Origin of the sequence: Mycobacterium sp. E2699, assembly GCF_001666745.1 — a bacterium.
Lineage (GTDB): Bacteria > Actinomycetota > Actinomycetes > Mycobacteriales > Mycobacteriaceae > Mycobacterium.
Window position 1 is genome coordinate 42,970 of record NZ_LZJH01000033.1, and the last position, 12,432, is coordinate 55,401.

Below are 12,432 nucleotides of genomic sequence, written 5' to 3' on the forward strand. Positions count from 1 at the left end.
CAATGCTGGCGTACGGTGACGCCCGTGTCACGTGATGACGTCACAATCGGCATCGACGTCGGCAGCACCGCCGTCAAGGCGGTGGCCGCCGACGCCGACGGCCGGGTGACCGCGCGGGCGCGCATCCCCCACCAGCTCAAGGTGCCGGCGCCCGACCTTCTCGAACACGACGCCGACGCGGCGTGGCGGCGGGGGCCGGTGGCCGCCCTCGCGCGGCTGGACCGCCCGGACGCGCGGGCGGTGGCCGTCGCGGCGATGGTGCCGTCGATGACCGCCGTCGACGCAGCGGGCGCCCCGCTGACGCCGGGGCTGTTGTACGGCGACGGGCGGGGACGGGTGCCGGGATCGGACGAGCAGCCACTGCCGGCGCTGGGCGAGGCCGCCGAGTTCCTGCGCTGGACGGCCGCCCGGGCGCCCGGCGCCGCCGGGTACTGGCCCGCGCCCGCGGTGGCCAACCATGCCCTGGCGGGCGAGGCGGTGCTGGACGTCGCCACCGCCGCCACCGCCTTCCCGCTGTTCGACGGGACGGGCTGGAACGCGGCGGCGTGCGCCGAGCGGGGCGCGTCGGTGCAGCAGATGCCGCGGGTGGCGACGATCGGGACGGCGGCGGGGCAGGTCACCGGGACGGGCGCCGTGCTGGGCATCGGCGCCATCGACGCGCTGTGCGAACAGATCGTGGCCGGCGCCGAGCGCGACGGCGACGTGCTGGTGCTGTGCGGCACCACCCTGATCGTGTGGAACACCATCGCCGAGGCCCGGCAGGTGCCCGGCCTGTGGACCATCCCGCACACCACCCCCGGCAAAAACCAGATCGGCGGGGCCAGCAACGCGGGCGGCCTGTTCCTGGGCTGGGTGGATCGCGTTGTGGCGCAGGCGGATCCGGGTGCCGCCGATCCGCGGCGGGTGCCCGTCTGGTCGCCCTACATCCGCGGCGAGCGCACCCCGTTCCACGACCCCGATCGCCGGGCCGTGCTCGACGCGGTGGACCTCACCCACGACGCCGCCGCGCTGCGGCGGGCCGCCTACGAGGCGTCGGGCTTCGTCGTCCAGCAGCTGATCGAACTGAGCGGGGCGCCGGTGGCGCGCATCGTTGCGGCGGGCGGGGGCACCCGGGTCGCGCCGTGGATGCAGGCCATCGCCGACGCCACCGGGCGCCAGGTGGAGGTGTCCGCGGTCGCCGAGGGGGCGGCGCTGGGCGCGGCCTTCCTGGGCCGCATGGCCGCGGGCCTGGAGACGTCGATCGCCGACGCCGCGCGCTGGGCCCGCATCGAGCGCACGGTCGATCCCGATCCCGCGTGGGCAGCGGCGACCGCGGACCGCTACCAACGCTTCCTTCAGCTGGGAAACCAGAGATCGTGCGCCATACCCCCGGCGGCGTTCTAGGCTGGTGCAATGACTGACCAGGACCGCAAAGCCGCCCGCCGCGAAATCGCCGACGCCCTGCTGAAAGCCCTCGAGCGTCGGCACGAGGTGCTCGACCTCATCGTGGATTCCGAGGACACGGCGGCCGCGGTCGAGGCGATCGTCGCATTGCTCGACACGTCGCACGCGGGCGCCGAAGCGGTGATGGGCATGTCCTTCGACCTGCTCACGAAGGATTCCCGCAAGAAGATCCAGGCCGACCTGGAGGACCTGAACAAGCAGCTGAGCTTCACGCTCGGCGAGCGCCCGGCGAGTTCGGGGGAGACCCTCGAGCTGCGGCCCTTCTCCGCCGAGGCGGACCGGGACATCTTCGCCGCCCGCACCGAGGACATGGGCGCCGCCGGCGACGGGTCCGGCGGACCGGCCGGCAACCTCGACGACGAGATTCGTGCGGCGCTGGGGCGCGTCGACGACGAGGAGGCCGCCTGGTTCGTGGCCGTCGACTCGGGCGAGAAGGTCGGAATGGTGTTCGGCGAGCTGGTCGCCGGCGAGGTGAACGTGCGGATCTGGATCCACCCCGAGCACCGGAAGAAGGGTTACGGCACGGCCGCGCTGCGCAAGTCGCGCACGGAAATGGCGTGGTGCTTCCCCGCCGTGCCGTTGGTCGTCCGGACGCCGCCGGCCAGGCCCGCCTGAGCTACGACACCGCGATTGCGATGGCCACGGCGTCGAGTGTGAGCCCACGGCTTTCGGTGTGAGGCCAGGGCTTTCGCTGTGAGCCCAGGGCCGAAAACCGGCCCGAATCCCGCCCCATACGCACACTCAACGCCACCAGTGCACACCCAAAGCCGTCATTTCACACGCGTTGTCGGCTGTCGCGATCGCGAGCCCCTAGCCCAGCGTGGCGGTGACGGCGATGATGTTGCGCAGCTGGGATTCCTCGTCGGCCGGGAACACGCGCCCGTAATCGGCGAAGAACTCGCGCCGCGGCCGGGTGGTCACCCGCCAGCCCCGCTCGCCCAGGTAGTCGACGACATTGCTGCGCTCGCCGTCGAAGAACAGCCCCGACAGGTCGACGTCGCACCCCAGGTTGGCCCACCGGTCGTTGAATTGCCGCGCGCGTTCGGTCATGGTGCGGCCCGAGTCGCCGTGGTACTCGGTGGCCAGCTTGCTGCCGGGCGCGCTGAGCTCGGTGATGTTGTCGAAGAGCCGGTCCTGCGCCTCGGGCGGCAGGTACATCAACAAGCCTTCGGCGCTCCACGAAGTCGGTTGCGATGGGTCAAAACCGCTGCGGCGCAACGCTTCCGGCCAGTCGTCCCGCAGGTCGACGGCGACGGTGCGCCGGTCCGCGGTCGCCTCGGCCCCTAGGTCGGCCATGGCCGCGGTCTTGAACTCGACGACCTTGGGCTGGTCGACCTCGTAGACGACGCTGCCGGGCGGCCAGGCCAGCCGGTAGGCGCGCGCGTCCAGACCGGCGGCCAGGATCACCGACTGGGTGACCCCGTCGCGGGCGGCGTTGAGGAAGAAATCGTCGAAGAAGCGGGTGCGCACCGCGATCGAATCGGTCTCCAGTCGCAGGTCCCGTTCGCCGTCTTGCGGGTCCGACGGCAGCACGTCGCCGTCGACCAGGCGGACGAAGAAATCGAGGCCGACCGCCCGCACGAGCGGCGCCGCGAACGGGTCGTTGATGATGGCGTCCGGCTCCGCGCTGGCCAGCGCGCGGGCCGCGGCGACCATGGTGGCCGTGGCGCCGACGCTGGAGGCCAGATCCCAGGTGTCTTGTTCGGTTCGCGTCATGATGCCCCCACTTACTTAGCAAATGCAACGAGTCACCGAAACTCTACGCCTCGCCGGTGTCGGCAAAGGGTGTCGACAGGACCTCCCCCGTTCAGCTGTTAGTCTCGTACACGGTTTGACGCGCTTGTATATATGGCAGCCGTACGTCCTGGCCTGCGGGTGTTAGGCGCGTGACGCAGGACGCAGGAGGAAGAGTGCTTTCGGCTTTCATCTCATCGTTGCGGACAGTCGACCTGAGACGGAAGATCCTCTTCACGCTTGGCATCGTCCTTCTCTATCGGGTCGGCGCCGCTCTGCCGTCTCCGGGTGTGAACTACCCGAACGTGCAGCAGTGCATCAAGGAGGCCAGCGGCGGCGAGGCGGGACAGATCTATTCGCTGATCAACCTGTTCTCCGGCGGCGCGCTGCTCAAGCTCACGGTGTTCGCCGTGGGGGTGATGCCCTACATCACGGCCAGCATCATCGTGCAGTTGCTGACCGTGGTCATCCCGCGCTTCGAGGAGCTCCGCAAGGAGGGCCAGTCGGGCCAGGCCAAGATGACCCAGTACACCCGCTATCTGGCCATCGCGCTGGCCATCCTGCAGGCCACCAGCATCGTGGCGCTGGCCGCCAACGGCGGGTTGCTGCAGGGCTGCTCGCTGGACATCATCGCCGACCAGAGCATTTTCACCCTGGTCGTCATCGTCCTGGTGATGACGGCCGGCGCGGCCCTGGTGATGTGGATGGGTGAGCTGATCACCGAGCGCGGCATCGGCAACGGCATGTCGTTGCTGATCTTCACCGGCATCGCGGCGCGCATCCCCGCGGAGGGCAAGTCCATCCTGGACAGCCGCGGCGGGGTCATCTTCGCCGCCGTCTGCGTCGCCGCGCTGGTGATCATCGTCGGCGTGGTGTTCGTCGAGCAGGGCCAGCGCCGCATCCCCGTGCAGTACGCCAAGCGCATGGTGGGCCGGCGCATGTACGGCGGAACGTCGACGTATCTGCCGCTGAAGGTCAACCAGGCCGGCGTGATCCCGGTCATCTTCGCGTCGTCGCTGATCTACATCCCGCACCTGATCACGCAGCTGATCCGGAGCGGCAGCGGCGGCGTGGGCAACAGCTGGTGGGACAAGTTCGTCGGCAGCTACCTGTCCGACCCGAGCGACCCGGTCTACATCGGCATCTACTTCGGCCTGATCATCTTCTTCACCTACTTCTACGTGTCGATCACGTTCAACCCCGACGAGCGTGCCGACGAGATGAAGAAGTTCGGCGGGTTCATCCCCGGCATCCGGCCGGGCAAGCCGACCGCCGACTACCTGCGTTATGTGCTGAGCAGGATCACGCTGCCGGGCTCGATCTACCTGGGCGCGATCTCGGTACTGCCCAACCTGTTCCTGCAGATCGGGAACGGCGGAGCGGTCCAGAATTTGCCGTTCGGCGGAACTGCGGTTTTGATCATGATTGGCGTCGGTTTGGATACGGTCAAACAAATCGAGAGCCAGCTCATGCAGCGCAACTACGAAGGGTTCCTCAAGTGAGAGTGGTTTTGCTGGGACCGCCCGGGGCGGGCAAGGGTACGCAGGCCCAAAAGCTCGCCGAGAAGCTGGGGATCCCGCAAATCTCCACCGGGGAGCTGTTTCGGGACAACATCGAGAACGGAACCAAACTCGGGCTGGAGGCCAAGCGCTACCTGGACGCCGGCGACCTGGTGCCCTCCGACCTGACCAACCAGCTCGTCGACGACCGGCTGGACGATCCCGACACTGCCAACGGCTTCATCCTCGACGGCTACCCCCGCTCGCTCGAGCAGGCCAAGGCGCTGCACGAGATGCTCGACCGCCGGGGCACCGACATCGACGCCGTGGTCGAGTTCCGCGTCTCGCAGGACGAGCTGCTGCAACGGCTCAAGGGGCGCGGCCGCGCCGACGACACCGACGACGTCATCCTCAACCGGATGAAGGTCTACCGCGACGAGACCGCGCCGCTGCTGGAGTACTACAGCGGCGAGCTGAAGACGGTCGACGCGGTCGGCACGGTGGACGAGGTGTTCGCCCGCGCGCTGCGGGCGCTGGGCAAGTAATCATGAGCGCGCTGGCGCGGCTGCGCAGCCGCAGGGTCGTGCCGCAGCGCAGCCCCGGTGAGCTCGACGCGATGGCCGCGGCCGGCGCGGTGGTGGCCTCCGCCCTGCAGGCGGTCCACGCGGCCGCGGTCGCCGGGGCGTCGACCCTGGGCCTCGACGAGATCGCCGAGTCGGTGATCCGCGAGGCGGGCGCCGTTCCCTCATTCCTCGGCTATCACGGCTATCCGGCGTCGATCTGCGCGTCGGTCAACGACCGGGTGGTGCACGGCATCCCGTCCGCCGCGGAAATCCTGGCGCCCGGGGACCTGGTGTCCATCGATTGCGGTGCGGTGCTCGACGGCTGGCACGGCGACGCCGCGATCACCTTCGGCGTCGGGAAGCTGGACGCGGCCGACGAGGCGCTGTGCGATGCGACCAGGGAATCGCTGCAGGCCGGCATCGCGGCGATGGTCCCCGGCAACCGGCTGACCGACGTCGCGCACGCGATCGAGACCGGCACGCGCGCGGCCCAGGCCCGGTACGGAATCGCGTTCGGCATCGTGGAGGGCTACGGCGGCCACGGCATCGGCCGGCACATGCACATGGACCCGTTCCTGCCCAACGAGGGTGCCCCGGGCCGCGGCCCGCTGCTGGCGCCGGGCTCGGTGCTGGCCATCGAGCCGATGCTGACGCTGGGAACCGGCAAGACGCTGATTCTCGACGACGCCTGGACCGTCACGACCGCCGACGGGTCGCGCGCGGCGCATTGGGAGCACACCGTCGCGGTGACCGACGCGGGGCCGCGCATCCTGACACTTGCCTAGTTGAACTAGCCGCCCATTCGACTCGTTTCAGTAGTCGGAGGTGATCGAGTGGCCCGGGTTGCAGGAACTTGGGGCGCGTCCGGGGCTGCCGAGGCCGCTCTGATGAAGGCGCTCTACGACGAACATGCCGCGGTCTTGTGGCGCTACGCGCTCCGGTTGACCGGGGACGCGAGCCAGGCCGAGGACGTCGTCCAGGAGACGCTGCTGCGGGCGTGGCAGCATCCGGAGGTCGTCGGCGACACCGAGCGGTCGGCGCGGGCGTGGTTGTTCACCGTCGCCCGCAACATGATCATCGACGACCGGCGCAGCGCGCGGTACCGCAACGTGGTGGGTTCGCTGGACGAAGCGGGGGCACCCGAGCAGTCCACACCCGACGAGGTGAACGCGGCCCTGGACCGCCTGCTGATAGCCGAGGCCATGACGCAGTTGTCCACCGAACACCGGGCCGTGATCGAACGGTCCTACTACCGTGGTTGGACCACCGCGCAGATTGCTGCGGACCTGGAGATCGCCGAAGGAACGGTGAAGTCGCGATTACACTATGCCGTGCGGGCATTGCGGCTCACTCTGCAGGAACTTGGGGTCACGCGATGACCATCCGCATGGTCATCGACTCCGAATACTTGATGGGTGACAGGAGATGGACGAGATGAGGACGCCGCTGACAGGCATCGGCCCGCCCGGTGACAGCGAGGTGTTTGGCCTGACCACAGGGGATGACCACCGCTACGCGATGTGGGATGCCGCATACGTGCTGGGGTCGTTGTCTGCCTCCGACCGCCGCGAATTCGAGTCGCACATGGCCGGCTGCCCCGCATGCCGGGAGGCCGTCGCCGATCTGAGCGGCGTGCCGGCCCTGCTGTCGCAGCTTGACCGTGCCGAAGTGGCCGCGATGGACGAACCGGGCCGTGCCGGCGCGGCGACACCCGAGATGTCACCGGAGTTGCTGCCGGCGCTGTTGGCGACGGTGCGCTGGCGCCGGCGCCGCACCCGGGTGGCGACCTGGGTCGCATCGTCCGCGGCGGCCGCGGTGCTGGGGGTCGGCGTGCTGGTCGGAGTGCAAGGGTATGTCTCGTCGCCCGCGCAGCAGCCGGCCGCGTCCTCGCAAACCATGGCGCAGGTCGGCACGACCCTGCTGGCCTCCACGGTGCAGCTGTCCAGCCAGCACTGGGGGACGTCGATCAACCTGAAGTGCGTCTGCCTGGCACCGATGAACGCCCACCACGACACGCTCGCGATGGTCGTGGTCGGCCGCGACGGCAGCCAGACCCGGCTGGCGACGTGGACGGCCGAGCCCGGCCACACCGCGACCCCCGCGGGCAGCATCTCGACGCCCGTCGACCAGATCGCCGCCATCCAGGTGGTTGCGGCCGACAGCGGTCAGGTTCTGCTGCAGCGCTCGCTGTAAACCCCTGCCAACATGGCGCGCGGTGAACTGAATTCACCCGCGCGCCGTGTTACAGGCATGCCCAGGAAGCAGCGGGTGGTCGACCACATCGTCGAGCGGCTCGCCTCGGCCGGCGTCGACCACATCTTCGGGGTGGACGGCGCCAACATCGAGGACCTCTACGACGCCGCGCATTTCCGCTCCGGCATCACCGCCGTGCTGGCAAAGCACGAGTTCTCCGCGGCGGCCATGGCCGACGGGTACAGCCGCAGCGGGGCCGGACTGGGGTCCGGCCTGGGAGTCGTGGCGGCGACGTCGGGCGGCGGCGCACTGAATCTCGTTGCGGCCCTGGGTGAGTCGTTGGCGAGCCGGGTTCCGGTGCTGGCCCTCGTCGGCCAAACGCCCACCGCCATGGACGGCCGGGGCGGCTTTCAGGACACCAGTGGCGTCAACGGATCGCTGGATGCGCGGGTGGTGTTCTCCGCGGTGTCGGTGTCGTGTGAGCGGGTGCTCAACCCTGCCGACGCGCCGCCGGCGCTGTCCAGGGCGATCGCGGCGGCGCGTACCGGCGGTCCGGCAGTGTTGTTGCTGCCCAAGGACATTCAGCAGGGCTACCTCGACTGCGAGCGCACCGGGTACGCCGTGCAGTCTTTGCGGCCCATCGGTAACCCGACCCCGCTCGCCGGAATCCTGCGCGACGCGGACGGCCCGGTCACCATCATCGTCGGCGAGCAGGTGGCCCGCGACGACGCCCGCGGCGAGCTCGAGGCGCTGCGTGCGGTGCTGCGGGCCCGGGTGGCGACCGTGCCCGACGCCAAGGACGTCGCCGGCACCCCGGGCCTCGGTTCGTCGTCGGCGCTGGGGGTGACCGGTGTGATGGGCCACCCGGGGGTGGCCGAAGCGGTGGCGGCCAGCGCCGTCTGCCTGGTGGTCGGCACCCGGCTGTCGGTCACCGCGCGCACCGGCCTGGACGACGCGCTGGCGGCCGTGCCGACGGTGTCGATCGGCTCGGCGTCGCCGTACGTCCCGTGCACGCACGTGCACACCGACGACCTGCGCGGCTCGCTGCGACTGCTGGCCCGGGAGCTGTCGGGTACGCGACGGCCCACGCGCGTGCGGGTGCCCGACCTGGTCCGGCGCACCGAGCTGGCGCCGCCGCCGTGCGACGGGCCGGGGGTGCGCTACCGCGACGCGATGGCGGTGCTGGACGGCTGCCTGCCCGACGGCGCGGACATCGTCGTCGACGCGGGCAACACCGGAGCGGCGGCCGTGCACTACCTGCCGGCCCGGCGGGGCGGCAGGTTCGCGGTCGCGCTGGGCATGGGCGGCATGGGATACAGCTTCGGCGCCGGCATCGGGATGGCCTTCGGTCGCGCCGGCAGCGGACGCCCCCGCGGGCGCACCGTCGTGATCGCCGGGGACGGCGCGTTCTTCATGCACGGCATGGAGGTGCACACCGCCGTGCAGTACCGGTTGCCGGTGACCTTCGTGGTGTTCAACAACAACGCCCACGGGATGTGCGTGACCCGCGAGCAGCTGTTCTATGACGACCTCTACAGCTACAACCGCTTCCGGTCCAGCCGGTTGGGCGCCGGGCTGGCGGCGATGTTCCCGGGCCTGGCTTCCGTCGACGTCGCCGACCTCGACGGCCTGGCGTCCGCGATGCGTGCAGCGCTGGACACCGGCGGCCCCGCCGTCGTCAGCGTCGAATGCGCCGCCGACGAGATCCCGCCGTTCGCACCGTTTTTGACCCCGACCATCAAGGAGAACCGGACCGATGTCGTTGCCAGCGCTTGAGGACATCCCCACGCCCCTCGACGGCGTGACCCGCATCGAGACCAGCCCGCGGGAGCAGGCCACCCCGATCATCATGGACATGATGCGGTCGGTGTACCCGCACGACCAGGTCTTCGGGGACTACTGCACCGTCAACGCCTACGTCGAGTGTCCGCCCGACGACCTGTACGGGTACATGGCCGACACCCGCAGCCTCGAGGAGTGGACGTACAGCCTGCGCGGGTTCACCCCCACCGGCGAGCCCGGCCTGTGGGTGGCCCACGACCGGCTCGGCTCGGAGACCGAGATCTATACCCGGACCGTCGCCAACGAACGTTCCCGCACGGTCGACTACCACTGCGCGTGGGATCAGGGCGAGCACCTGTGGATGGTCTACCTGATGCGCGTCGTCGACGCGCAAGTGGTCATCGACAGGCCGGGTTCCGTTGTGCTGTGGACGAACTGCCATCACCCGTTCTACGACCGCAACCCTTATCCGCACACCGCGCCGCCGCAGCGCCCGGTGTGGGTCGGCGACTTCTGGGACATGTTCGGCGCCGGCCACCTGCTGGAGCTGAAGAACCTCAAGGCCATCGCCGAGTACCGCCACCGCAACGGTCTGCCGGTGACCCCGAAATGGATGGGGTGAACCATGAACCAGCCGAGCGTCAGCCTGATCGACGTCTCCACCTATCTGCCCGGCGACCCGATCGGCGCCGACTACTACGCGCGATTCGCCGAATCCGACGACCTGCGTGACAATCTCATGTTCCGCGCGCCGGCGTTCCGCCATCACGTCGCGCCGGAGGAGAGCTCGATCGACATGATCGAACGCGCGGCGCAGGGCCTGATCGAGCGGCACGGCCACGACGTCGTCGAGGGCGCCGACGTGCTGATCACCCACACCCAGGTGCCGGACATGGCGTTCTATGGGCAGGGGGGCGGCATCGCGCACCGGCTGGGCATGCGGCCGTCGTGGGTGCTCGACCTGAACAACGGGGGGTGCGCGGCGTTCGTGTTGGCGCTCAACGTGGCCCGCAAGCTGCTGTCGTCGGGGGAGGGGCACAGCGCGCTGATCGCCGTCGCGCAAAACGCCGCAGGGCAGTTCTTCGACCAGCCCACGATCCGCCGCAAGGCACAGTCGGCGGTGCCCGGCGACGGGGCCGCGGTCGGTCTGGTGACGCTGTCGGACCAATCGCCCATCCTCGGCGTCGAATGCCGCACCTGCGGCGAGTACGCCGGCGAGATGACGCTGTCCTACGACCCGCCGCGCAAGTGGTGGCAGGCCGGGCCGGGCGAGGGCAGCATCGGCTTCACCGAGAGCAAGATCACCAAGGTGCTGGCCCGTGGCAACCGCCAGGTGCCCGAGGTGGCGCTGGCGGTCTGTGACCGGATCGGCTTGTCGTCCAAGGACATCGACGTTCTCGTCACCAACCAGCCCAACCGGGTGTTTCTGCGCAACTGGCGCGACGCGCTCGAGCTGCCCCCCGAACGCCACCGGGACACCTTCGACAAGTGCGGCAACCTGTTCGGCGCCGGGATCCCGGTCAACCTCGATCACGCGATCTCCGACGGTCAGGCGAAGCCCGGCGATCTGGTCATGATGGCGGCCTTCGCCCACGCCGGGGACTTCGCCGGCGCCGCGGCGGTGCGCTGGGGCGGGCGCGGCTGATGCAACCCGTGCGCGGCCCCTTCGCCGACGAGCTCGACGACGCCTTTCCCACCGCGATCGACCCGCTTGCGTTGTCGCTCAACGAGAATCCGTTCCCGCCGCTGCCGGCGGTGCGGTCGGCGCTGATCCGCTCCATCTACGCGGTCAACCGGTATCCGGAGTTCCTTCCGGAGCGGCTGCGCGGCGTGATCGCCGGCCACGCCGGCGTGCCCGCCGGGCAGGTGGTGCTCGGCGCCGGCGCCACGGGCGTGGCGTTGCAGGCCCTGCAGGCGCTGGCCACGCCGGGTGACGCGGTCGCGATGGCTTCGCCGACCTTCGACGGCTATCCGATCATCGCGCGGATGGCGCGGCTGAATTCGCTGACCGTGCCGCTCGATACGCACGGCCACAACGACCTCGACGGGCTCGCCGACGCCGCGGCCACCGCCCGGGTGGTGGTGGTGTGTCGCCCGCACAACCCGACCGGTGTGCTGGACCCCGCGGCCCGGGTGCTGCGGTTCCTGCGCCGGGTGCCGCGCGACACCGTCGTGCTGCTCGACGAGGCCTACATCGAATTCGTCGCGCCCGAGCACCGCATCGACGTCCCCGAGCTGCTCGCGAGGTTTCCCAATGTCGTGGTGTTGCGCACCTTCTCCAAGGCGTACGGGCTGGCCGGGCTGCGCATCGGCTACGGGCTGGCGTCCCCCGAACTGGCCGGTGCCCTGTGGTCCCAGCAGCTGCCGTTCGGGATCGCGCTCACCGGCCTGCTCGCGGTCGCCGCCTCGTACGCGGCCGAAGAGCAACTGCTGCAACGGATTCGGGCGATCAACGCCGAGCGTCGCTATCTGCGGATGCGGCTGAGCGCGTTGGGCATCTACACCACCGACGCCCACGCGAACTTCGTGTACCTGCCTTCGAGGGGTGGGCCGTGGCACGAAGTTTTCGCGGGCAGCGGCCTGCAGGTCCGTCACTACGCCGACGGCGGCGCGCGGATCACCGTGGGTAACCGCGCGTCGACGCTGGCGGTGGTCTCGGCGGTCGGAAAGGCCACGGTTGCGCCGCAGATGCGGTAAGAAGGGGCGTGGCCCCATCAAGCTCCAAGCGCGATCCGATCGCCGCGGCGAGGGCCAACTGGGAGCGCGCCGGGTGGGGCGACGTGTCGCAGGGCATGGTCGCGGTCACGTCGGTGATGCGCGCGCACCAAATCCTGCTGGCCCGGGTCGAGAACGCGCTGCGGCCCTACGACTTGAGCTTCTCCCGGTTCGAGTTGCTGCGGCTGCTGGCCTTCAGCCGGACCGGGGCGCTGCCGATCACCAAGGCGTCCGACCGGCTGCAGGTGCACGTGACCAGCGTGACCCACGCCATCCGCCGGCTGGAGGCCGACGGGCTCGTCCAGCGTGTGCCGCACCCCACCGACGGGCGCACCACGCTGGTGCAGATCACCGAACTCGGGCGCTCCACCGTCGAGGACGCCACCGTCACGCTGAACGAGCAGGTGTTCGCGGACATCGGAATCCGGCCCGCCGAGGCCGAAGCGCTGGTGTCGTCCATCGACACGCTGCGGCGCAACGCGGGTGACTTCTCAGACTGACAC

The 12,432-nt window shown here is 70.1% G+C and carries 13 protein-coding genes; 12 read left to right on the forward strand and 1 reads right to left on the reverse strand.

The window, feature by feature from the left end; translation table 11 throughout:
- Positions 1-24: 24 nt before the first annotated feature.
- Complete coding sequence (locus A5696_RS03405) at positions 25-1,383, forward strand: FGGY-family carbohydrate kinase (RefSeq protein WP_067873432.1); 1,359 nt, start codon at positions 25-27, stop codon at positions 1,381-1,383.
- Positions 1,384-1,392: 9 nt separating this feature from the next.
- A complete protein-coding gene (locus A5696_RS03410) occupies positions 1,393-2,058 on the forward strand; it encodes a GNAT family N-acetyltransferase (protein WP_067873435.1) in 666 nt (221 codons plus the stop codon).
- A gap of 195 nt (positions 2,059-2,253) precedes the next feature.
- On the opposite strand, the gene A5696_RS03415 is transcribed toward A5696_RS03410, so the two are convergent.
- A complete protein-coding gene (locus A5696_RS03415; protein WP_067873438.1) occupies positions 2,254-3,159 on the reverse strand; it encodes a class I SAM-dependent methyltransferase in 906 nt (301 codons plus the stop codon).
- Between the two features lie 194 nt (positions 3,160-3,353).
- Between A5696_RS03415 and secY the strand changes: the two genes are divergently transcribed.
- The 10 genes from secY to A5696_RS03465 are packed head-to-tail and all read left to right on the forward strand — an operon-like array spanning position 3,354 to position 12,429.
- On the forward strand, positions 3,354-4,679 hold the full coding sequence (gene secY, locus A5696_RS03420; protein WP_067873441.1) for a preprotein translocase subunit SecY: 1,326 nt from the start codon (positions 3,354-3,356) through the stop codon (positions 4,677-4,679).
- Positions 4,676-5,221, forward strand: a complete 546-nt coding sequence (locus A5696_RS03425; protein ID WP_067873444.1) for an adenylate kinase — start codon at positions 4,676-4,678, stop codon at positions 5,219-5,221. Before secY ends, A5696_RS03425 begins: the two co-directional genes overlap by 4 nt.
- Before the next feature lie 2 nt (positions 5,222-5,223).
- Positions 5,224-6,024, forward strand: a complete 801-nt coding sequence (gene map / locus A5696_RS03430) for a type I methionyl aminopeptidase (protein WP_067873448.1) — start codon at positions 5,224-5,226, stop codon at positions 6,022-6,024.
- A gap of 48 nt (positions 6,025-6,072) precedes the next feature.
- Positions 6,073-6,618: a sigma-70 family RNA polymerase sigma factor gene (locus A5696_RS03435; protein WP_082956421.1), complete on the forward strand. Its 546-nt coding sequence runs from the start codon at positions 6,073-6,075 to the stop codon at positions 6,616-6,618.
- A gap of 46 nt (positions 6,619-6,664) precedes the next feature.
- Positions 6,665-7,432, forward strand: coding sequence for an anti-sigma factor (locus A5696_RS03440; RefSeq protein ID WP_067873454.1), 768 nt, complete (start codon positions 6,665-6,667; stop codon positions 7,430-7,432).
- Positions 7,433-7,489: 57 nt separating this feature from the next.
- Positions 7,490-9,208: a thiamine pyrophosphate-binding protein gene (locus tag A5696_RS03445; RefSeq protein WP_156738231.1), complete on the forward strand. Its 1,719-nt coding sequence runs from the start codon at positions 7,490-7,492 to the stop codon at positions 9,206-9,208.
- On the forward strand, positions 9,189-9,836 hold the full coding sequence (locus tag A5696_RS03450; RefSeq protein ID WP_067873457.1) for a hypothetical protein: 648 nt from the start codon (positions 9,189-9,191) through the stop codon (positions 9,834-9,836). The genes A5696_RS03445 and A5696_RS03450 overlap by 20 nt, the downstream gene beginning before the upstream one ends.
- A 3-nt stretch (positions 9,837-9,839) precedes the next feature.
- The gene (locus A5696_RS03455; RefSeq protein ID WP_067873459.1) at positions 9,840-10,859 is read left to right on the forward strand and encodes a 3-oxoacyl-ACP synthase III family protein; all 1,020 of its coding nucleotides are present in this window, start codon (positions 9,840-9,842) and stop codon (positions 10,857-10,859) included.
- A complete protein-coding gene (locus tag A5696_RS03460) occupies positions 10,859-11,911 on the forward strand; it encodes a histidinol-phosphate transaminase (protein ID WP_067873462.1) in 1,053 nt (350 codons plus the stop codon). Before A5696_RS03455 ends, A5696_RS03460 begins: the two co-directional genes overlap by 1 nt.
- A gap of 8 nt (positions 11,912-11,919) precedes the next feature.
- Positions 11,920-12,429 carry a MarR family winged helix-turn-helix transcriptional regulator gene (locus tag A5696_RS03465; protein ID WP_067873463.1) on the forward strand — a complete coding sequence of 170 codons (510 nt, stop codon included), beginning with the start codon at positions 11,920-11,922 and terminating at the stop codon, positions 12,427-12,429.
- The last annotated feature ends 3 nt before the right edge of the window (positions 12,430-12,432 follow it).

Excerpts from the sequence above, each read along its gene's own strand:
- A5696_RS03455 (WP_067873459.1), top strand. The coding sequence starts at position 9,840 with ATGAACCAGCCGAGCGTCAGCCTGATCGACGTCTCCACCTATCTGCCC.
- A5696_RS03440 (WP_067873454.1), top strand. The coding sequence starts at position 6,665 with ATGGACGAGATGAGGACGCCGCTGACAGGCATCGGCCCGCCCGGTGAC.
- map (WP_067873448.1), top strand. The coding sequence starts at position 5,224 with ATGAGCGCGCTGGCGCGGCTGCGCAGCCGCAGGGTCGTGCCGCAGCGC.
- A5696_RS03445 (WP_156738231.1), top strand. The coding sequence starts at position 7,490 with ATGCCCAGGAAGCAGCGGGTGGTCGACCACATCGTCGAGCGGCTCGCC.
- A5696_RS03460 (WP_067873462.1), top strand. The coding sequence starts at position 10,859 with ATGCAACCCGTGCGCGGCCCCTTCGCCGACGAGCTCGACGACGCCTTT.
- A5696_RS03450 (WP_067873457.1), top strand. The coding sequence starts at position 9,189 with ATGTCGTTGCCAGCGCTTGAGGACATCCCCACGCCCCTCGACGGCGTG.
- A5696_RS03410 (WP_067873435.1), top strand. The coding sequence starts at position 1,393 with ATGACTGACCAGGACCGCAAAGCCGCCCGCCGCGAAATCGCCGACGCC.
- A5696_RS03415 (WP_067873438.1), bottom strand. The coding sequence starts at position 3,159 with ATGACGCGAACCGAACAAGACACCTGGGATCTGGCCTCCAGCGTCGGC.